This window comes from Pragia fontium, from assembly GCF_900638655.1.
Classification (GTDB): Bacteria; Pseudomonadota; Gammaproteobacteria; order Enterobacterales; family Enterobacteriaceae; genus Pragia; species Pragia fontium.
The window spans coordinates 1,108,683-1,130,214 of sequence record NZ_LR134531.1; the positions used below are offsets into that span (position 1 = coordinate 1,108,683).

Below are 21,532 nucleotides of genomic sequence, written 5' to 3' on the forward strand. Positions count from 1 at the left end.
GTAAAGTCAGTTATGCAATTTTTAGAATAATTTTTTTGACCATCCCAGCTTGGTGCTTAATGTATTGTAATAGCTATAGTTTTTCGGGTGAATCAGGTTCAGGTGTGAATCACTGCGTTTAATGACCACCTGTTCATCCCTTTGAATTGGCAGCGCGATCTGGCTATCGCAGCTAATTTCAAGGTCGCGGCTATAGTGGGCAAAGCGCAGATTTATCGTACTGTTGCTGCTGATGACCAACGGTCTTGAGGTCAGCGTATGTGGAAACATAGGAACCAGCGTAATGGCGTCCAGTGTGGGCGTCAGAATAGGCCCTCCGGCGGATAACGAATAAGCGGTTGAGCCCGTTGGGGTGGAAATAATTAATCCGTCAGAGCGCTGGGAAAAGGCGAAGTTGTCGTCGATATACACTTCGAACTCAATCATGTGGGCAACTTTACCCGGATGCAGAACCACTTCGTTAATCGCCGTGCTGATACGCGTTGGTTGGTTGGCTCTATGGAGTTGGGCTTCCAGCAAAAAGCGTTTTTCGCTAATGTATTCACCTTCCAGAACTTCGGAAAGCTGCTGATGAAGGTTATCCGGATTGAGATCGGTCAGAAAACCAAGGTTGCCACGGTTTACGCCGATCACTTTGATATCGTAACGCGACAGAACCCGAGCCGCTCCCAGCATATTACCGTCACCGCCGATAACAACGGCCAGATCGGCTTGTTGACCTATTTCCGCCAGACTGCCGGTCACCATACCGTCAAGTTTCAGGTCATTAGCGATTTGCTGCTCAACAATGACCGAATACCCTTTGGTTTTCAGCCATTGGTAAAGCGTTTTATGTGTCGCTAATGCGGCAGGATGGCGAGGGTGGCCAACCAACCCTATGCAACTGAACGTGTTATTATTCATTTAATTTTTCCTGTCAGATGCGACAATGCATCCATACAATGTGAACGACTTCCTTGATTCGTCAATTTTCATCCCCATAATATAAGCGAACAAGTGAGCGTAATGCCAAACTGCGGAGATTGACATGAGTAGTAAAGAACAAAACACCCCTAATGAGCAAGTCTCAGAAGAAACATTAAATGAACATCAGCAAATGGAAGGCGCAGAACAGGCCGCAGAGACAGACGTAAACAGTCAATATATTGAACGTATCGCTAATCTGGAAGCCCAGCTGGCTGAGGCTCAACAGCAAGAGCGTGAAAATATTTTACGCGTTCGGGCTGAAGTTGAAAACGTTCGTCGTCGTGCTGAGCAGGATGTTGAGAAAGCGCATAAATTTGCTTTAGAGAAATTTTCCATAGAATTATTGCCGGTCATTGATAACTTGGAACGTGCATTGGCTTCCGCCAATCAGGAAAATCCCGATATTGTGGCCCTGACTGAGGGAGTTGAATTAACCCTTAAGTCACTGTTAGGTGCAGTACGTAAGTTTGGTGTGGAAGTAGTTGAGGATGTTAACGTACCGTTTAATCCTGAATTACATCAGGCCATGACCATGATGGAATCGGCTGAGCATCAGCCAAACCATGTGATGATGGTTATGCAGAAAGGTTATACTTTAAATGGTCGTTTAATTCGTCCTGCTATGGTAGCGGTTTCTAAATAAAAATAATCACGATATTAATTAGACTCGCTTCTAATTAATTTCTTTATTTGTGTGAGATAAGAATCTTAATTAAGTCTTATCTCACATTTCTTTAAATTCTTTTTGTTATTCATGTCATTAAATATTATTTTCCCCTCATTGATTTATTTAAAGCAACGCATTGGATGCATTTTTTATATTAATAGCTATAACCTATACTAACGATAGGGAATATTATTAGAGAGACTTGATCTCTATCAACTGCCTATTTTATTTACCAGAGATAATCCAAGCGCTTTTCTTTATGAATTTGGATTTTTCATGATATTAAAATTAAGACAGATAATTATGCGAGGGAGCAATGATAAAAAAGTTAATCGTGGGAGCGTGTGCCATAGGTATTGTCGGTTATTTAGGAACCGTAGCCTATCTTTACAACTATGACGCTAAACGTAGTGAGCGTCTTATTAGCAGTGCGGCGCCAAAAGGTGACGCACATATTAGGGAGATTTTTTACCAGCGTGGCTGTGAGTATTGTCATACATCCAATGCTGATATGCCTTTCTATGCATCATTTCCCATTGCCAAGCAGTTAATGGAACATGATGTGAAGATGGGCTTTGTTCACTTCAATCTGACCTCAACAATGAATAGCTTAATCAATGGGACAGCGGCTCCTGAAGCTGATTTAGCAAAAATTGAACGTGTGATGCAGGATCAGGTGATGCCACCAACACGTTACACTGCGATGCATTGGAGCGGTAGTGTCAGTAGCGAAGATCGTACCGCTATTCTTGACTGGGCTAAACAACAACGCGCTAAATATTATGTCACTAAGGGCGTGAGTGCCGATTTCCAAAATGAAATTGTTCAACCATTACCGGAACCCATAGCAACGGATGCTAAAAAAGTGGCTTTAGGTTCAATTCTGTATCACGACAATCGTCTATCTGGTGATAACACGCTTTCTTGTGAAACCTGCCATAAGTTGGACGGTAGCGGTGTTGATAGTTTAGTTACATCAAAAGGTATTAACGGTCAGATGGGGCCAATTAATGCACCAACGGTGTTTAACGCGGTGTATAACGTTGAGCAATTCTGGGATGGTCGGGCGAAAGATCTGCAGGAGCAGGCAGGTGGGCCGCCATTGAATCCGATCGAAATGGGTTCTGAGTCCTGGGATCAGATCATCGGTAAACTGGCTAAAGACCCTGCGTTAACTGCTGCGTTTATTGAGGTTTATCCGGCAGGCTTCTCTGCAGAGACTATCACGGATGCTATTGCCGAGTTTGAGAAGACACTGGTCACGCCAAACAGTCCTTTTGACCGGTATATGAAGGGAGATGAGAACGCCCTTACTGCTCAGCAGAAGAATGGTTTTAAACTATTTAAAGATAATAAGTGTGGTACGTGTCATGTAGGTAAGAATTTAGGCGGGCAGTCGTTTGAAATGATGGGATTAAAAGAGGATTACTTCGCCGGCCGCGGGCATGGAATCACTGAAGTTGATTTAGGGCGCTTCAACTTTACCACTTTTGAACGTGACCGTTTTCGTTTCAAAGTACCAACGTTGAGAAACATCGAGCTGACGGGGCCCTATTTACATGACGGCAGTATTGATACTCTGAAAGGGGCGGTGGATATGATGCTTAAGTATCAGTTAGAAACAACGCTACCAGAGAAAGATGTGGATGATATGGTTGAGTTCCTGAAGTCTTTAACGGGTGAGTATAAGTTGGATCAACCGACTAAGATTTAAGTTTGATTGAGGTTTAGTTAATGATAACCGCGCTATTTAGCGCGGTTATGTTTTATTGGAGCGAAATAGATTTTAATCTGGGAAGTTTTAGAGGTTATCCAACTGCCATTTAATCGGTGTTAAACCCTGTTGTTCCAGTAGCATATTGGCCTGCGAGAAGTGTTTACAGCCTAAAAAACCACGGTGGGCTGATAGTGGTGATGGGTGTGGTGCGGCTAAAACGTGATGGCGTTGACGATCGATAATGCGGCCTTTTTTCTGCGCATGAGCGCCCCATAACATAAACACAACGCCGTCGCGGTTTTCATTGATAGCCGCAATCACTTTATCGGTAAAGGTTTCCCAGCCCAGACTGGCATGGGAGTGGGCTTTGCCAGCTTCTACGGTTAATACGGTATTGAGTAACATCACACCCTGTTCGGCCCAGCTTTGAAGGTAGCCGTGATTAGGCCGTTGGAATCCGGGGATATCGGTGATGAGTTCTTTATACATATTCACCAGTGATGGGGGAGGCTGGATACCCGGCAGAACCGAGAAAGATAGGCCATGGGCCTGATTTGGGCCGTGATAAGGATCTTGCCCCAGAATCACCACTTTAATATCTGCCAGTTCAGTTGAACTGAAAGCATTGAATACGTCTTTCTGCGGTGGATAAATAACTTTGCCAGCAGCTCTTTCACAGGCAACAAATTTTAGCGTGTCCTGAAAGTAGGGCTGCAGTTTTTCCTGACCGATAACATCATGCCAGGTTAGTTTTTCGCTCATGAAGGGTCTCCTTTCTTCTGGCGGTACGGAGCGGTAAGAGGAACTTATTGATTAATAATACCGTAAGGCGAAGACGAGGAGGATCTTTAAATTGTGCTTAATGCTGCTACAGGACAAAATTATAAAAAAAATTGAAAATTTACAAAAATATTTAAATTCTAAGAAAGGGTGAAAAGTTGATACAAAACAAAAAGCTGCAAAAATAAGTGAATTGTTTGCAAAAGACGAATTGATTTAAGTCAAAGAATTGCGGCTGTTTCACTGTTATATAAGAGGCAAAATAATATTAGTGTGATGTCACTAATGTTACATATTGAATAAATTCAAGATTGTTGCCCTAAAATATCAGGGGAGCATAAATTTTAAAATACTAATGGAGGCACCAATGATTACTGGTATCCAAATTACTAAAGCTGACAACGCTGCACTATTGAACTCTTTCTGGCTGTTGGATGATGAAACGGCTGAAGCTCGCTGTGTATGTGCTAAAGCTGATTATGCAGAAGATCAGGTTGTTCCTGTTGAGCAACTGGGCCAAATCGAGTATCGCGAAGTTCCGATGGAAGTTAAACCAACCGTACGTGTTGAGGGTGGCCAACATTTAAACGTCAACGTGCTGAGCCGTGATACGCTGGAAGATGCAGTGAATAACCCAGAAAAATATCCTCAGCTAACGATTCGTGTTTCTGGTTATGCAGTGCGTTTTAACTCACTGACTCCAGAACAACAACGCGATGTTATTACCCGTACTTTTACTGAAAGTCTGTAATATATCGATATAGCCTATGGGCTTAGCGTTATAGAATGATAAAGGCCGCTGATAATCAGCGGCCTTTTTTACGGCATCGTCTTTATTAAACCAGACTGAACATTATTCGTTGCTGTCGGTTTTATTTGGGGTAGCACTAGTGGCAGCACTTTTACGGCGCTTACCGACATTTTTACTATCCCGATGGCGAACCTTAACTTTGACCTTTTCTTTATTTTTCTCTTTGCGTTTGGTCTCTGCTTTTTCTTTAGCTTTCTTCGATGGCTTACGGCCATTGGTTGGCCCCGGTGCTTTGGTGGACGGGCGTAGTTCATCGATAACGCGCACTTTCAGCGGTTCTTGTAGATAACGTTCGATCTTGCCTAACAGCAGATGATCGTGAGATTCCACTAAAGAAATCGCAATGCCTTTTTTACCCGCGCGTCCGGTACGGCCAATACGGTGTAGATAGGTATCGGCAGTGCGAGGAAGATCAAAGTTGAAGACGTGGCTGATATCAAGAATATCGAGCCCACGAGCGGCGATGTCAGTGGCGACCAGAATGCTAACGGTACCATCTTGTAAGCGTTTGATAGCTTCATTGCGTTTTGCCTGAACCATTTCCCCTTCAAGGTAGAAACAGTTAATGCCGGCATCGCGGATCCACTTAACCAGTTCATGTAAACGTTCACGTTTGCGTACGAATACAATGGCCTTGTGAACATCATCCTGCTTTAGCAGATGGCAAAGCAGGGCGGTTTTATGTTTGACATCGTCAGCGCGATAATACCACTGGTGGATTTTTTTACGTTCACGGCGAGAAGGATCGGCTTCGATTTCTACCGGATCGTTGAGTAAGCGTTCAGCAAAGTCATGAATCGCTTCCCCTTCCAGAGTTGCCGAGAATAATAAAGTTTGCTTGCGCCAGCGGGTTTCGGCAGCGATTCGTTCGATATCCTGAGCGAAGCCCATGTCTAACATACGGTCAGCTTCGTCTAAAATCAGGGTTTCAACGGCGCGGCAGTCAAAATTCTCTTCTTTTATATATTGCAGCAAACGACCGGTGGTCGCGACGACAATATCCTGATTTTCGCTGAACACTTCAGCATGGTTCATATAGGCAACGCCGCCGGTAATGGTGGCGATATCTAAATGAGTATGGGCAGCCAGTTCGCGAGCCTGCTCTGCAACCTGCATGGCCAGTTCACGGGTGGGTGTCAAAATCAAAATACGTGGCGGACCGGACTTCTTGCGCGGATAGTCGAGCAGGTGCTGCAATGCCGGTAACAGGAACGCAGCCGTTTTACCGGTGCCGGTTGGGGCGGAACCGAGAACGTCACGTCCTTCCATTGCGGCAGGGATCGCTGCCGCTTGAATAGCGGTAGGGCGTTGGTAGCCCTTGTCACTTAATGCATCCAGCAATGGCTGGTCGAGATCGAGTGCGGAAAAGTCTAATACGGTCATGTCTACCTCTGCTTGGGGCGCCGATTATAGATGGATTGGCGGCGATCTTCATCTGTTATTGTCGACTATTGGGTATTTATCTTTATTTTCGGCTAGAATCGCTGCTGCATTTGGGGTGTGATAATCGGCTTATCTATTTTTTACCCCAACGATAGGATGATAATAAGCTATTTATGCAGGGTACGATGAAAGATAACGAAACGAAACCTTTACTTCGCTGCGGCGGTTTTACCTTTAAACAATTTTTTGTTGGTCACGATAGATGTGGCATGAAGGTGACGACGGATGGTGTCATTTTAGGCGGGTGGACGGACGTTCATAACTGCCAACGCGTTTTGGATATTGGCACAGGCACCGGATTATTGGCTCTGATGTTGGCGCAGCGCAGTGATGAGCGGGTAGTTTTAGACGCGGTAGAAATCGATGGCGCAGCTTATCTTCAGGCCAAGGAAAACGTGCAGGCTTCTCCCTGGCACCAGCGGATTCAAGTCTTTCATGCGGATATTCAGGACTATGCCGAACAAACCAATGAACATTATGATTTGATTATCAGTAACCCTCCTTATTTTCCGGAAGGGACGGACTGTCGTGACGAGGCCCGTTCCAGAGCACGCTATACTCATATTCTTAGTCATCATAATTTATTGATGTATGTTGATAAATTGCTGCTTCCCCATGGACGATTTGCGGTGATGTTGCCTTGTGCCTCTGGGCAATCATTAGAGCAGCTTGCGCTGAGCATGGGGTGGTTCACCCTACGTCGAACTTGGGTTAGCGATGTGCCTGATAAACCCGCTTATATTGTTTTACTTGAGTTAACCAAGACGCCGAGCATCTGCCATGAACAACACTTAGTGACTCATCAGCCGGGAAGACAAAGTTATACCGAGCAGTTTAAACAATTGGCGAAAGATTTTTATCTGGCACTTTAATGCGGCCTTATCCATCATTAACCGCAATATCATCGTAAATAGAGTGCTGAAGATTTGCCGCCTTGTTTTCAAAGAAACGTTGTAAGATTAAGGTGGTAAAGTAGAATTCATGTTAGCCTACGGTAATCAGGCTAAGCCATTGGTTTTTTAGACTGGGCCGATCGCCGAAATAGACAAATAATTTGCATATTGGTTGAAAAAACAGCTAATGATATTCATACGCGTAAGATCATGGGAACTAATCGTTACTTATGGTCTCTAATGAGTTGCTTGCTCAAATTAGTACCATAATAGAATTGGTTTGGCAGCATGATACGCATCGAGATAGTTGAGGAGATATTACCTCGAATGAGCGAGCAGTTAACCGACCAGGTGTTGGTTGAACGAGTCCAGAAGGGCGACAAAAATGCATTTAATGTTCTGGTTGTTCGTTACCAGAATAAAGTTGCGGGTCTTGTTTCCCGGTATGTGCCACAGGCGGATGTATCGGATGTGGCGCAGGAGTCCTTCATTAAGGCTTATCGTGCACTGGAATCTTTTCGCGGGGACAGTGCGTTTTATACCTGGTTGTATCGGATAGCAGTTAACACCGCGAAAAATTATTTAGTGGCTCAGGGACGTCGCCCACCATCCAGCGATGTTGATGCTGGGGATGCGGAAAATTTTGAGAATGCAGGTGCATTAAAAGAAATTTCGAACCCTGAGAACTTAATGTTGTCAGAAGAGTTGAAAAGAATTGTATTTGGAACCATTGAAGCATTGCCGGAAGATTTAAGAATGGCAATCACACTGCGTGAAATCGATGGTTTGAGTTATGAGGAAATTGCAGAAATCATGGATTGCCCTGTTGGCACCGTGAGATCGAGAATTTTTCGGGCTCGTGAAGCAATTGATAATAAAGTGCAACCGCTAGTACAGCGCTAGTTTTGTATCTGGCTTTTAGGATATTGCAAAAGAAAGGGTATTAGGCATGCAAAAAGAAAAGCTTTCAGCTCTGATGGATGGGGAAAATATAGATAACGAAGTTATCTGGTCTCTGTCTCAAGATAGAACGCTTCAGCAAAGTTGGCATCGCTACCACCTGATTCGCGATACTCTGCGAGGGGATATCAGTGAAGTGGTTCATCTGGATATTGCCGATAAGGTTTCTGCCGCATTAGCGTTGGAACCTGCTATTACAACGACAGCTCAACCAGCTGTATCACAGCCGCACCCAGAGAGCTGGAAGAAAATGCCTTTCTGGCATAAAGTTCGCCCTTGGTTTTCTCAGGTTGGGCAAATTGGTATTGCTGCGGGTGTTTCTCTGGCCGTTATTGTTGGGGTTCAGCAGTATAACCAACAAGGCATTGAAAGTACGCCAGATACACCGGTATTTAATACTATCCCGTTAGGTGGGCAGGCTTCGCCAGTCAGCTTTGATGTAGCGACTGAAGGAGCTCAGAATACCAATCAGCAGGCTTTGGAACAGCGTAAGCGTATCAATGCCATGCTACAGGACTACGAATTGCAACGTCGTTTGCATGCTGAGCAATTAAAAATTGCTCCACAAGCGAGCACAAGTGCGAAAACCAATGGTTCGACGCAAACAGGATTAACTCAGTAGTCAATGAAGCCAATTGCTTTTATTTTTTGTAGTCTGCTGGGGGGAATATTATCCCCAGCGCTAGCTTCTGCACAAAATGTAACAGAAGCGCTATTGCAGCAAATGACCAGTGCCAGTCAGACATTGAGTTATGAATTTTCCTATGTGAACGTTAGCAAGCTTGGGATTGAATCGCTGCAATACAGCCACTCTATACAAAATGGCAAACCTCTGGTTCAGCTTATCAATATGGATGGACCGCAGCGTGAAGTGATCATGCATGGTATTGAGGTGAGTTATTTTGAGCCGGGGATTGAGCCTTTTAGCATCCGTGGCGATCACATCGTTGATTCATTACCCTCTTTAGTTTTTGCCGATATCTCTCGTTTAGAAAAGTACTACGATTTTATTCCGGTCGGTCGGTCACGTATTGCTAATCGTATTTGTGATGTAATACGCGTGGTGTCACGTGATGGTTTACGTTATAGCTATATCGTGTGGTTGGATTCTGAAACAAAATTACCTTTACGGGCTGATTTACTGGATCGGGATGGTGATACGCTGGAGCAATTTCGCGTAGTGGCTTTTAACGCGGGTGATACCGTTAAAAATAAAATGGCCGATTTTTCGATGCCGGTGATGCCGCCTCTGTTGGCAATGCCCGCTGGGGATGGGGTCACTATGTCTTGGATTGCTGATTGGTTACCGCAAGGATTTACTGAATCTTCCCGTAGTCGCCACAGCATCTCAGGGGCAGATACGGTGGTTGAGTCCCGGTTATATACCGATGGCCTGTTCAGTTTCTCATTAAGCGTTGCTCCGGCTGGTTATCAGGCGGGAGAACATTTATTACGCCAGGGCCGAAGGACGATTCATACTGAGACCCGAGGTAATATAGAAATTACGGTGATTGGTGAATTGCCGCCGGCAACGGCCAAGCGCGTTGCCAATAGCGTAGTCATAAGATAAAGGCGTGAATAATGCTGCGTGAATGGGCCACAGTTATTGATTGGCAACAAGGGATTGCAACCTTACGTTGTGAACAGCGTTCAGGGTGTAGCAGTTGTCAGTCTCAACAGACTTGCGGGACTCGAGTGCTAAATAAACTAGGGCCTCAGGTTGTTCATGATTTAAAAATTCCAGTCAGCCAACCGCTATCAATCGGTCAACGGGTTGAGTTAGGTATACCTGAGTCTGGGGTTTTGTTATCGGCCTTGCTAGTTTATATCGTGCCGCTGTTAGGCATTCTATTATGTGCTTCTGTGTTTTATTCTTTTGCCGGTAGTGATATTGCTGCGGTGCTCGGTGCGTTAATTGGTGGTGGGCTGGGTTTTATGCTGGCTCGTTTCTATGCGGCCAAATTGGCAACCCATGCTTCCGTGCATCCTATTGTATTGCAAATTGCTATTCCTGCCGTTAATTCAACAGAACATTAGTCTATTTTTTGATTTCCCTTTTTGCTTATCTAAAGTACATCAATAAAAAATCACTCCGACTGGCGGAGTGATTGATTGACGAATTTTGAGCGAATTTATTATTTGTAAATAATAGCGGTACCGCGCATATTGTTACCGGTTGAAGCGGAAACAATGTAGTAACGGCTGGCACCTTGAGCTTCAGCTTTAGCCGCTAATTTATGTTCTAATGCTGACATTCCGTGACTGTTGCTCACTGACACGCTACCAATCTTATCCAAATTTTCTGTTTGATTACGAGTAACTTGTTGAGCAGCAAAACTGCTAAAAGATAAAGTGGCTAATATTGCGGCAGTAGCGATAAGTTTAACGTTTTTCATGATGAGTAACTCCAGTTAATGTTAAGGCTGAAAGGTTGTTTCCTTTCGATGTTGTTCATTATAGGCGGATGAATTAAGCTGAAAAGCGGATAGAATTGACTTACTTATTCAATTTTTTTGAACTATGGTGATCGTCTGTGTTGAGACTGAATGGATGTAAAGCCAGTACTGAGATAACGTTCTGCGTTATCCAAAGCGTTAATAGAAGATTACTCACCGCTGGATTGCGTATGTTGCTATGTTTTAGTCATGGTGACGTGTAGAATGTGCGCCAGTTTATAGATTAAGTGAATTTTTGCTGAGTGATGGGCCAATATGGCTGTTTAATCACATCAGCGGGGTTTGTATCAGCCGGATTTAGGTAAATGACTGATAATAAAAGTATAGCAAATAAGAACATTAGAAACTTTTCGATCATCGCTCATATTGACCACGGTAAATCGACGTTGTCGGACCGTATCATCCAAATTTGTGGCGGGTTAAGCGATCGCGAAATGGCCGCACAGGTTCTGGATTCAATGGATCTGGAACGGGAGCGCGGTATTACTATCAAAGCGCAAAGCGTCACGCTGGATTATAAAGCGCAGGATGGTCAGACCTATCAACTGAACTTCATCGATACCCCAGGGCATGTTGACTTCTCTTATGAAGTATCTCGTTCTCTGGCCGCCTGTGAGGGTGCGCTGCTGGTGGTTGATGCGGGACAAGGGGTAGAAGCCCAAACGCTGGCCAACTGTTACACCGCTATTGAGATGGATCTGGAAGTTGTTCCGGTACTGAATAAAATCGATTTACCGGCGGCGGATCCCGATCGTGCTGCTCAGGAAATCGAAGATATTGTTGGTATTGATGCAACTGACGCGGTTCGTTGTTCAGCGAAAACCGGCTTAGGCGTTCCTGATGTATTGGAACGTTTGGTTCGTGATATTCCGCCACCGAAAGGATCGGCTGATGAACCACTACAGGCGCTGATTATTGACTCCTGGTTTGATAACTATCTGGGCGTAGTCTCTCTGGTTCGTATTAAGAACGGTGTACTGCGTAAACACGATAAAATTAAAGTGATGAGTACCGGTCAGACATACGGCGTTGATCGTTTAGGTATTTTTACCCCTAAACGTATTGATACCGATGCGCTGGGCTGCGGTGAAGTGGGTTGGGTGGTCTGTGCAATTAAAGACATTCTGGGAGCACCTGTCGGTGATACCCTGACCAACGCCCATAAACCAGCAGAGAAAGCGCTACCGGGCTTTAAAAAGGTCAAGCCTCAGGTTTATGCGGGTCTGTTCCCGATTAGTTCTGATGATTATGAAGGGTTCCGTGATGCACTGGGTAAGCTCAGTCTGAATGATGCTTCTTTGTTTTATGAACCAGAAAACTCAACCGCGTTAGGTTTCGGTTTCCGCTGTGGCTTCCTTGGGTTGCTGCATATGGAGATCATTCAGGAACGGCTTGAGCGTGAATACGATCTGGATCTGATTACCACCGCTCCAACGGTAGTGTATGAAGTTGTGACGACCAGCGGTGAGACCATTTACGTTGATAGCCCATCTAAGCTGCCACCGTTGAATAATATTGAAGAGTTACGTGAACCAATTGCTGAGTGTCATATGCTGTTGCCTCAGGAGTATCTGGGTAACGTGATTACACTTTGTATTGAGAAACGCGGCGTTCAAACCAATATGGTTTATCACGGCAATCAAGTGGCGTTAAGTTACGACATTCCAATGGCTGAAGTGGTTCTGGACTTCTTTGACCGTCTTAAATCCACTTCCCGAGGCTATGCGTCACTGGATTATGGCTTTAAGCGTTTCCAGACCTCAGACATGGTGCGTGTTGATGTGTTGATTAACAGCGATCGTGTTGATGCCTTGGCATTAATCACTCACCGCGATAACTCTCAGACCCGCGGACGTGAACTGGTCGAGAAAATGCGTGAGCTGATTCCGCGTCAACAGTTTGATATTGCGATTCAGGCAGCGATTGGTAACCATGTAATTGCGCGTTCTACGGTCAAACAGTTACGTAAAAACGTCTTGGCCAAATGTTATGGCGGTGACGTTAGCCGTAAGAAAAAGCTATTGCAGAAACAGAAAGATGGTAAGAAACGCATGAAGCAAGTAGGGAACGTTGAAGTTCCTCAAGAAGCGTTCTTGGCTATTCTTCACGTTGGTAAATAAGTAATAAGGAGTTCGCATGGCGAATATGTTTGCCTTAGTTTTAGCTGTGGCCACGCTGTTGACGGGAGTCATCTGGTGTTTGGACCGCTTTAAATGGGCGCCTGCGCGACGCATTAAAATAGAAGCTCTCAGGGTTGAGACTGACGGGAAAATAGATGGGAAGGCACTGGCGCTGGTCGCCAGACAACCGGGTTGGATTGAAAGCTGTGTATCCATCTTCCCGGTATTAGCAGTGGTATTTATTCTGCGTTCTTTTCTGTATGAGCCTTTTCAGATTCCATCAGGCTCGATGATGCCAACGCTGTTAATCGGTGACTTTATTCTGGTAGAGAAATACGCCTACGGTGTTAAAGATCCGATTACTCAAACTATGCTGGTGAAAACCGGCAAACCGCAGCGCGGCGATATTGCAGTATTTAAATATCCATTGGATAAGAATATTGATTACATTAAACGCGTTGTGGGTTTACCGGGTGATACCGTTCACTACGATCCCGATAACAAAAAGCTGACCATTACTCCGGCCTGTCAAACAGGTACTGAGTGTCAGCCTGCCACGATGCTGGAGTATTCTCCGTTAGAGAAAAGCAGTTGGTTTATTGGTTTTGAACCGGCAGAAGGGCGCAGTGGGCAGATGACAACGCGCTTCTTTGATACCAAAACTGAAGCTGAACGCGCTGAAGGTCTGCGTGGCCTGTTTATGGCTGAACGCAATGAAAAGCTAGGCAGCGAGTTCCACGAAACATTGATGATTCCCGGCGTAGCGAATGGCGCAACCGAGTATTATCAGCAACCGGGTTCCCCGGCAAATACCTGGATTGTTCCTGAAGGTAAATATTTCATGATGGGTGATAACCGCGATAATAGTGCGGACAGCCGTTACTGGGGTTTTGTACCGGAAGAGAACTTTGTCGGTAAAGCAACGGGTATCTGGATGAGCTTTGAGAAACAAGAGGGTGAGTGGCCAACCGGCGTTCGCTTTAGCCGTATTGGTGGGATTCACTAAATCTTTTCGGTTATACTTGTCTCTAGAGTAGAACAATCCGGATTTAGGCTATGCCTGAATTCCGGATTTATTATTCATTCTCCACCGCGCAGTAGTGGTTTATACGGGCAACCGTGAAGCTACGAAATTATTTTTTCTTGTTTGGAACAATTTGTTGGTAATGCATGAACCCCATCATCATTGAGAGGCTACAGCGAAAGCTGGGTTACACGTTTCAACAGCAATCGCTTTTTCAGCAGGCACTGACACACAGAAGTGCCAGTAGCAAACATAATGAACGCCTGGAGTTTTTAGGCGATTCAATTCTGAGTTTTGTCATTGCCGACGCACTCTATCAGCGCTTTCCACGCGTTGATGAAGGTGATATGAGTCGGATGCGTGCGACGTTGGTACGCGGTAACACATTGGCTGAGATGGGCCGGGAGTTTGACTTAGGCGAATGCCTGCGTCTTGGTCCGGGCGAATTAAAGAGCGGTGGTTTCCGCCGGGAATCAATTTTGGCTGATACCGTAGAAGCGCTAATTGGCGCAGTCTTTTTAGACAGCGATATTCATCGGGTACAGCAGCTGATTCTTGACTGGTATAAGTCTCGACTGGATGAAATTAGTCCGGGAGATAAACAAAAGGATCCAAAGACCCGTCTGCAAGAGTTTTTGCAAGGCAGGCACCTACCGTTACCAAGCTATTTGGTGACTCAGGTACGGGGAGAAGCACACGATCAGGAGTTTACCATTCACTGTCAGGTGAGCGGTATCAATGATGCCATTATTGGTATCGGCTCCAGCCGCCGTAAAGCAGAGCAGGCCGCTGCAGAACAGGCGCTTAAACATTTAGGACTGGAATGACAACTGAAAAGCAAGTGACTGATACAGAGAAGAGCCATTGCGGGTTTATCGCGATAGTCGGCCGACCTAACGTCGGTAAATCGACTTTACTGAATCAGCTATTGGGGCAGAAGGTTTCTATTACATCACGTAAACCTCAGACGACCCGCCATCGTATTATGGGCATTCACACCGAAGGGGCTTATCAAGCCATCTATGTGGATACCCCTGGATTGCATATTGAAGAAAAACGCGCCATCAACCGTTTGATGAACCGCGCCGCCAGTAGTTCTATCGGTGATGTTGAGCTGGTGATCTTTGTGGTAGAAGGTACCCACTGGACGCCGGACGATGAGATGGTGGTTAACAAACTGCGTGACTTAAAGTGTCCGGTTATTTTGGCGATTAATAAAGTCGATAATGTCATGGATAAAGAGGCATTATTACCTCATATGGCGTTCCTGAGCCAGCAAATGAATTTTATGGATATTGTGCCAATCTCAGCCGAGAAGGGGATGAATGTCGATACGATTGCGCAAATTGTGCATAAGCTGCTGCCGGAAGCCGATCATCACTTCCCGGAAGATTACATTACCGACCGCTCTCAGCGCTTTATGGCCTCCGAAATTATTCGTGAAAAGCTTATGCGTTTTCTGGGGGAAGAACTGCCATATTCGGTTACCGTCGAAATTGAACGCTTTGCGCCAAATGAACGCGGTGGATACGACATTAACGGTTTGATTCTGGTGGAGCGTGAAGGCCAGAAGAAAATGGTGATCGGTAACAAAGGTCAGAAGATTAAGACCATTGGTATTGAAGCGCGTCACGATATGGAAGAAATGTTTGAAACCAAAGTTTATCTGGAACTTTGGGTGAAAGTGAAGTCTGGTTGGGCTGATGATGAGCGCGCATTACGCAGCTTGGGTTATACCGACGATCTCTGAAGGTAATCATGATAGACGGCTGGCAGCGGGCTTTTGTACTTCACGGTCGACCTTACAGTGAAACCAGTCTATTACTGGACCTATTCACTGAAAGCCACGGTAGAATTAAGCTGCTGGCGAAAGGAGCCCGCAGTCGTCGTTCTCAGCTAAAAGGCTGCTTGCAGCCTTTTACGCCGTTACTGGTTCGCTGGGGTGGCAAAGGTGGTGTAAAAACTTTACGTGGCGCCGAAGCTGTCTCTCTCTCCTTACCGCTTTCAGGTTTAAGTTTGTATAGCGGGCTATACGTCAATGAAGTTTTGTCTCGAGTGCTTGAAGACGAAACACCATACTCCTCATTATTTTTTGATTATCTGGAATGCATCCAATCTCTGGCTGGCCTATCGGGCTCACCGGAAATGGTTTTGCGTCGTTTTGAATTGGCCTTGCTGGGGCATTTGGGATACGGCATTGATTTTCTGCACTGTGCAGGGAGTGGCGAGCCGGTATCGGACAGCATGACCTATCGTTATCGGCAAGAGAAAGGCTTTATCGCCAGTCTGGTAGTTGATCATCTGACTTTCACCGGTCGTGATTTAGTGGCCTTAGCTGAACGTACCTTCCCGGATGCGGACACATTACGCGCAGCTAAGCGCTTCACTCGTATAGCGCTGAAACCTTATTTGGGGGGCAAGCCGTTAAAAAGTCGTGAGCTGTTTCGCCAGTTTAGCGTGAAAAAATCACCTAACCTCATGGTATTACCTAACGACAGTGAATAGCATTCGCCTGATTTAGCCTCTATTGTGGGCTTAATATTGGCTATCTGATTTTCTTTTGTTGCCAAATCCGGTAAAAGAATAGAATACATTTTTTAGAACGGTGCCTGCTAATGTTTCATTACTGGCTTTCCGTAGCCCATTTATCATTTAAAGAGTTCTCGGATAACCCAGCGTTGGGCCCTGTGCGTAAACTTCTTGTTAAGGTGGAGTCATGTCGGATTTATTGTTAGGCGTTAATATCGATCATATTGCTACTTTGCGTAATGCCCGCGGCACGCAATATCCAGACCCGGTACAGGCAGCGTTTATTGCGGAGCAAGCGGGCGCTGATGGTATCACCATTCATTTACGGGAAGACCGCCGTCATATTACTGACAGGGACGTAAAAGTGTTGAGTCAGACTATCCAGACAAGGATGAATCTGGAAATGGCGGTAACGGATGAAATGGTGGATATTGCCTGTGACATTAAACCTGCATTCTGTTGTTTAGTGCCGGAAAAACGTCAGGAGGTCACTACCGAAGGTGGATTAGATGTGGCTGGTCAACTGGATAAAATGACCTTGGCGGTTGAGCGCTTGGTGGATGCCGGGATTGCCGTATCTCTGTTTATCGATGCAGACCACCGTCAGATAGATGCGGCAGTTTCCGTTGGGGCAACCTATATTGAGATTCATACCGGGTGCTATGCCGATGCTAAAAGTGAGCTGGAGCGCGCGTCTGAACTACAGCGTATTGCTCATGCAGCTACTTATGCTGCGGGAAAAGGTTTGAAGGTTAATGCCGGTCATGGGCTGACATACCATAACGTACAAGCCATTGCGGCACTGCCAGAAATTTATGAGCTTAATATCGGCCATGCCATAATTGGTCGGGCTGTCATGACAGGATTGCATTCTGCGGTGGCGGAGATGAAAGCCTTGATGCTGGCGGCGAGAAAATAATTTGTGTAGTAGATTGGCACCACTGCGGAATGCATCCGAATGGTGCCAATATTGTATTTAATCTGTAATAAATAACGCGACTTTCTCTCTCACATTATCAAACTCATCCAGCAACTCCAGCCATTCAGGTTCCAAATCTTCAGGTAATATACCGTTACGCAGTTGGCTCTCTAAATATTGGCACTGTTGTTTCAGGCGAGGTACGCCGCTGTAGCTACAACTGCCGTGTAGCTTATGAATAATATTGATGATGTCATCATCCTGCTTACCGTCTAATACTCCACGGACGCGCTCTTCAACTTCGCTGAGAAACTCGATAAGAATTTTCAGTAAGTCTTTGGCCAGGTCTTCTTTATTGGCTGCCTGACGTAAGGCTAACTCCCAGTCTAGTGAGACAGGAGCAGGTGCCAGACCCGGTTTTTTACTCTGTTTGTTCTGAATGGCGCTCGCCGATTCCTGAAGATGAGATGGAATATGGCAGCGGGCTCTCAGAACGCTAAATAGCGTATCTTCATTGATCGGTTTAGCCAGGTAGTCATCCATACCGGCATTCATTAACCGTTCACGTTCGCCGATAGCCGCATGGGCGGTGACCGCGACAATGGGGGTGGTAACGTGGTTTGGCAACTTACGGATTAATTCCGCGGCCTTGATACCATCAATTTTCGGCATCTGAATATCCATCAGAATGATATCCAGATCGTTCCTTTTCGCTTGAGCAATCGCCTCTTCACCGCTGTTACACAGAATAACTTTGGCGACAATATCTTCAAGTAACACACCGATAAGCTTCAAGTTAGCGGGGTTATCATCTACTGCCATCACCGTTAACGGTAAATGATTCTGTTTATTTTTATCCGGCTCTATCACATCACTTTGCGATGATAATAGCGCACAGAATAGTCTCCCGCGGGAGAGCGGTTTAAACAGGCAAGCCTGAGCTCCTGCATGTTTCAGCGTTTCAGCATCCATATGCGGCTGATTAGGAATGGCCAGTATCAGGCGATCCGATAGCGTTAATGCATGTATCATGGTGCCATCGATATATTGCTCGATATCATTGGTGGCAATGGGAACACCGTGCAGAACAATATCGTATCTTTGATGTTTTTCCGGTACCTGATTGAAGTTGGCATAGTGAATGACTTCAACTGGTTCTGGTTGGAGAATGGTCAATGTTGCCTGCGCAGCGGCTGGATTAGCTTCGATATACAACAGGCGCTGACCGGAAAGTTTTTCCAGATAAGGTCTATCATTGGCGATGTTGCTCTCGCTGAGTTCCAAATTAATATGGAACCAGAACGTGGAGCCTTTATGTAACTGGCTATGGAAGCAGATATCGCCGCCCATCTCTTTGACCAGACGCTGGGTAATTACCAGTCCAAGACCGGTGCCGCCATGGCGACGGGAAATGCTGGCATCCGCTTGACGGAAGGCCTGAAATAGCTGCGTCTGCTGGCGCTCAGAAATACCGATACCGGTATCATGCACCTGAACCTCAATATCGACGCTGTTCTCATGCAGCGTGCGTAGTTCAATATTGATATCGATATTACCCTGCTCGGTAAATTTGATGGCATTGCCCAGCAAATTCATGATGACCTGTTGCAGGCGTAGAGGATCGCCAACAATATTATCCGGTACATCGTTATGGATATTTAGGGTCAGCTCCAACGATTTCTCATGGGCGCCATGAGCCAGTAACGTGGCGGTTTCATCCACGGTTTCCCTCAGGGAGAATGGAATATGTTCCAGTACCAGCTTGCCAGCTTCCAGTTTGGAGAAGTCCAGTACATCGTTAATAATATTCAGCAGGTTATTGGCCGAACGTTCAATGGTTTGCAGATAATCGGTTTGGGTTGGCGTTAACGAGGTTTTCAGCGTTTGGCGGGTAAAGCCAATTACGCCATTCAGCGGCGTTCTCAGTTCATGGGACATATTTGCCAGAAACTCAGACTTAATTCTTGCCGCTTCCTGTGCTCGTTTTTTGGCTAGATCCAGTTCGACGTTTTGAATCTCCATCTGTTCAAGGGTTTCTAACAAATCGGAGGTGGCTTGGTCGATATTCTGCTGCATCTCTTCATGGTAAGCCGCCAGTGACATGGCCATGGAGTTAATGCCATTTTTCAGCATATCTAACTCGCCCAGCATATATCCTTCCACTCGGCTATCCAACTGTCCTCGACGGATGCGATCTACGGTATTAACCATATTACGGATAGGGCCTGTGACGTCACGCATCAGGCGATAGGCAAAGAGCATCGCAATACACAGACACAGACTGAGTAGCAGCGTAGCGACAAAGATTTCTTTATATTGCTGTAGACGAACGGTACGTAAATCCAGTTCAATCGCGATATAGCCCAGTGTACTATGACCGGGTTCCAGGCTGACATCCATATCCGGCAACTGATTTTCTGACACGATTGGCGTGCGCAGTATCAGTGAATCCCCTTTGGTGGTGACGGTTAAATCATCGGGAATTGGCGCACCCTTTGGCAGTTGTAATAGGGTATAATTTTGATGGAAATTGGATGTAACCAATAAATGATTTTGCGTGTCAAAAACCGCAATAGATCGCACAATATTGGAATGACGGCGATGTAACATACTAACCAATTGTCGAACGCTCTCACGGTTGCTGAAAGTCATACCGTATTCACTGGTAATTGCCAGCGGTTCGATGATACTGGAGCCAGAATCAACCAATTGATCTTGAAGTTCGTTGTAGCGGTGAACCACGAAAAAAGTACTGATTAACAACCCGATCAACAGAGTTGGCGCGAGAATCAGTATCATCATGCGGGCCCGAAGGCTGTATTTGGTCATAAGGTTCCAATGTGGGACAATTAAATCTTAACTATTTTTAGCTATTCAAATAGCAATTACGGATACTTTCATACAGTTATTATGGTGCAATTCTACTCGCCCGGCCGCCGTAAGGCGATACAACAGACAATAATTGTTACACCTCATGAGCTTGATACTCAAGGGCAGGGCGTTGCCCGCCATGAGGGAAAGACAATTTTTATTTCTGGCGCGCTTCCACAGGAGCAGGTTGAAGCCGTTATTTATGATAATAAACGTAACTATGCTAAGGCTAAAACCACCAAATTATTATCTTCAAGCCCTGACCGAATAACACCGCCGTGTTCACATTATGGTATTTGCGGAGGTTGCAACCAGCAGCACGCTGCTTCAACGCTGCAACATAGTAGCAAATCTAAAGCGCTCGGCCAGCTATTTAGGCGAGAAACTCACCTTGAACTACCGCAGGGCGAGGTCATTTTTAGTCAAGGATATCATTATCGGCGTCGAGCACGGCTAGGTCTACAGTATCAGGCTAAACAAAAATATTTACAGATGGGCTTTCGTCAAAAGGCCTCCAACGATTTAGTGGATATTGCCGAATGTCCGGTGCTGGTGGAAGCGTTAGAACAGCTGTTACAGCCTTTAAGACAATGCCTTAGTGGGTTGGACTCGGTGAAAAAGTTAGGGCATGCTGAATTGGTGATGGCTGATAATGGCCCTTTGCTGGTTCTGCGCCATTTAGCGGCTTTATCTGATAACGATAGGGCGAGCCTGACTGAACTGGCTACGCGCCATCATATTGCGGTGTATCTGGCCGGCAATAATGATCGTCTTGAAGGGCTGGTGGAGAGAGAACCCCATTATCAGATAGACAATTTAACGCTGGGATTTAATCCACAGGATTTTATTCAGGTCAATGGCGCGGTGAATCAACTGATGGTGGAGCAGGCGTTAACCTGGTTAGATTTACAACCAACGGATCGGGTACTGGATCTGTTTTGCGGTATGGGTAACTTTACCTTACCGATAGCGAAACGTGCTGGTCATGTGATTGGCGTTGAAGGGGTTGATTCGCTGGTGAGTAGAGGCAAGCAGAACGCATTGCTCAATGGGCTGTCAAATATTGAGTTTTTACATCACAATTTGGCACAAGATGTCAGTCAACAGTCGTGGGCGAAACACGGATTTGATAAAGTACTACTCGATCCTGCCCGAGCCGGTGCTGCTGAAGCGATGCCGCAAATTGTAAAATTGCAGCCTAAACGTGTGGTTTATGTTTCATGTAATCCAACCACGTTGGTTGAAGATAGTAAAATCCTACTGTCCAGCGGGTATGAGCTAAGTCAGTTGCGAATGCTGGATATGTTTCCGCAAACGGGGCATATTGAATCAATGGCTTTATTTGTGAATAAGTCAGTCTCTCAGCAGTAAGTTAT

At 45.6% G+C, this 21,532-nt stretch carries 20 protein-coding genes; 15 read left to right on the plus strand and 5 right to left on the minus strand.

Annotated elements, in window-relative coordinates:
* Positions 1-21: 21 nt before the first annotated feature.
* Positions 22-903 (minus strand): NAD(+) kinase, encoded by an 882-nt coding sequence (gene nadK, locus EL341_RS04610; protein ID WP_047780312.1) that lies wholly within the window; start codon positions 901-903, stop codon positions 22-24.
* A gap of 124 nt (positions 904-1,027) precedes the next feature.
* Here nadK and grpE point away from each other — a divergent pair, with 124 nt between their 5' ends.
* Together grpE and EL341_RS04620 are read left to right on the plus strand one after the other, a co-directional pair.
* Positions 1,028-1,609: a nucleotide exchange factor GrpE gene (gene grpE, locus EL341_RS04615; protein ID WP_047780313.1), complete on the plus strand. Its 582-nt coding sequence runs from the start codon at positions 1,028-1,030 to the stop codon at positions 1,607-1,609.
* A 340-nt stretch (positions 1,610-1,949) separates the two neighbouring features.
* Positions 1,950-3,347 (plus strand): cytochrome c peroxidase, encoded by a 1,398-nt coding sequence (locus EL341_RS04620; RefSeq protein ID WP_074819955.1) that lies wholly within the window; start codon positions 1,950-1,952, stop codon positions 3,345-3,347.
* Between the two features lie 87 nt (positions 3,348-3,434).
* On the opposite strand, the gene ung is transcribed toward EL341_RS04620, so the two are convergent.
* Positions 3,435-4,112 (minus strand): uracil-DNA glycosylase, encoded by a 678-nt coding sequence (gene ung, locus EL341_RS04625; protein WP_074819952.1) that lies wholly within the window; start codon positions 4,110-4,112, stop codon positions 3,435-3,437.
* 385 nt (positions 4,113-4,497) lie between these two features.
* Here ung and grcA point away from each other — a divergent pair, with 385 nt between their 5' ends.
* A complete protein-coding gene (gene grcA / locus EL341_RS04630) occupies positions 4,498-4,881 on the plus strand; it encodes an autonomous glycyl radical cofactor GrcA (protein ID WP_047780316.1) in 384 nt (127 codons plus the stop codon).
* 102 nt (positions 4,882-4,983) lie between these two features.
* On the opposite strand, the gene srmB is transcribed toward grcA, so the two are convergent.
* Positions 4,984-6,324 (minus strand): ATP-dependent RNA helicase SrmB, encoded by a 1,341-nt coding sequence (gene srmB, locus EL341_RS04635; RefSeq protein ID WP_047780317.1) that lies wholly within the window; start codon positions 6,322-6,324, stop codon positions 4,984-4,986.
* A gap of 185 nt (positions 6,325-6,509) precedes the next feature.
* On the opposite strand from srmB, the gene EL341_RS04640 reads away from it, so the two are divergent.
* From EL341_RS04640 to rseC, 5 genes are all read left to right on the plus strand, one after another.
* Positions 6,510-7,256, plus strand: a complete 747-nt coding sequence (locus EL341_RS04640; protein WP_126467124.1) for a tRNA1(Val) (adenine(37)-N6)-methyltransferase — start codon at positions 6,510-6,512, stop codon at positions 7,254-7,256.
* A 348-nt stretch (positions 7,257-7,604) separates the two neighbouring features.
* On the plus strand, positions 7,605-8,180 hold the full coding sequence (gene rpoE, locus EL341_RS04645) for an RNA polymerase sigma factor RpoE (protein WP_047780319.1): 576 nt from the start codon (positions 7,605-7,607) through the stop codon (positions 8,178-8,180).
* 46 nt (positions 8,181-8,226) lie between these two features.
* Complete coding sequence (rseA, locus tag EL341_RS04650; protein WP_047780320.1) at positions 8,227-8,859, plus strand: anti-sigma-E factor RseA; 633 nt, start codon at positions 8,227-8,229, stop codon at positions 8,857-8,859.
* Positions 8,860-8,862: 3 nt separating this feature from the next.
* Positions 8,863-9,807, plus strand: a complete 945-nt coding sequence (gene rseB, locus EL341_RS04655) for a sigma-E factor regulatory protein RseB (RefSeq protein WP_047780321.1) — start codon at positions 8,863-8,865, stop codon at positions 9,805-9,807.
* Between the two features lie 11 nt (positions 9,808-9,818).
* Complete coding sequence (rseC, locus tag EL341_RS04660; RefSeq protein WP_047780322.1) at positions 9,819-10,274, plus strand: SoxR-reducing system protein RseC; 456 nt, start codon at positions 9,819-9,821, stop codon at positions 10,272-10,274.
* Between the two features lie 98 nt (positions 10,275-10,372).
* Here the strand turns inward: rseC and bhsA are convergent, their stop codons facing one another.
* Positions 10,373-10,633: a multiple stress resistance protein BhsA gene (gene bhsA / locus EL341_RS04665; protein ID WP_074819946.1), complete on the minus strand. Its 261-nt coding sequence runs from the start codon at positions 10,631-10,633 to the stop codon at positions 10,373-10,375.
* A gap of 365 nt (positions 10,634-10,998) precedes the next feature.
* Between bhsA and lepA the strand changes: the two genes are divergently transcribed.
* The 6 genes from lepA (at position 10,999) to pdxJ (ending at position 17,285) form a co-directional block, all read left to right on the plus strand.
* The gene (gene lepA, locus EL341_RS04670) at positions 10,999-12,813 is read left to right on the plus strand and encodes a translation elongation factor 4 (RefSeq protein WP_047780324.1); all 1,815 of its coding nucleotides are present in this window, start codon (positions 10,999-11,001) and stop codon (positions 12,811-12,813) included.
* 16 nt (positions 12,814-12,829) lie between these two features.
* On the plus strand, positions 12,830-13,819 hold the full coding sequence (gene lepB, locus EL341_RS04675; RefSeq protein ID WP_047780325.1) for a signal peptidase I: 990 nt from the start codon (positions 12,830-12,832) through the stop codon (positions 13,817-13,819).
* Between the two features lie 164 nt (positions 13,820-13,983).
* Entirely contained in the window at positions 13,984-14,664 is a 681-nt protein-coding gene (gene rnc, locus EL341_RS04680; RefSeq protein ID WP_047780326.1) for a ribonuclease III, read from the plus strand.
* A complete protein-coding gene (era, locus tag EL341_RS04685) occupies positions 14,661-15,587 on the plus strand; it encodes a GTPase Era (RefSeq protein WP_047780327.1) in 927 nt (308 codons plus the stop codon). Before rnc ends, era begins: the two co-directional genes overlap by 4 nt.
* A gap of 11 nt (positions 15,588-15,598) precedes the next feature.
* Positions 15,599-16,342 (plus strand): DNA repair protein RecO, encoded by a 744-nt coding sequence (gene recO / locus EL341_RS04690; protein WP_074820573.1) that lies wholly within the window; start codon positions 15,599-15,601, stop codon positions 16,340-16,342.
* 211 nt (positions 16,343-16,553) lie between these two features.
* Positions 16,554-17,285 carry a pyridoxine 5'-phosphate synthase gene (gene pdxJ / locus EL341_RS04695; protein ID WP_047780328.1) on the plus strand — a complete coding sequence of 244 codons (732 nt, stop codon included), beginning with the start codon at positions 16,554-16,556 and terminating at the stop codon, positions 17,283-17,285.
* Positions 17,286-17,342: 57 nt separating this feature from the next.
* Here pdxJ and barA read toward each other — a convergent pair whose 3' ends face one another.
* Positions 17,343-20,114 carry a two-component sensor histidine kinase BarA gene (gene barA, locus EL341_RS04700; RefSeq protein WP_074819944.1) on the minus strand — a complete coding sequence of 924 codons (2,772 nt, stop codon included), beginning with the start codon at positions 20,112-20,114 and terminating at the stop codon, positions 17,343-17,345.
* A gap of 81 nt (positions 20,115-20,195) precedes the next feature.
* On the opposite strand from barA, the gene rlmD reads away from it, so the two are divergent.
* On the plus strand, positions 20,196-21,527 hold the full coding sequence (gene rlmD / locus EL341_RS04705) for a 23S rRNA (uracil(1939)-C(5))-methyltransferase RlmD (protein WP_126467126.1): 1,332 nt from the start codon (positions 20,196-20,198) through the stop codon (positions 21,525-21,527).
* Positions 21,528-21,532 lie beyond the last annotated feature (5 nt).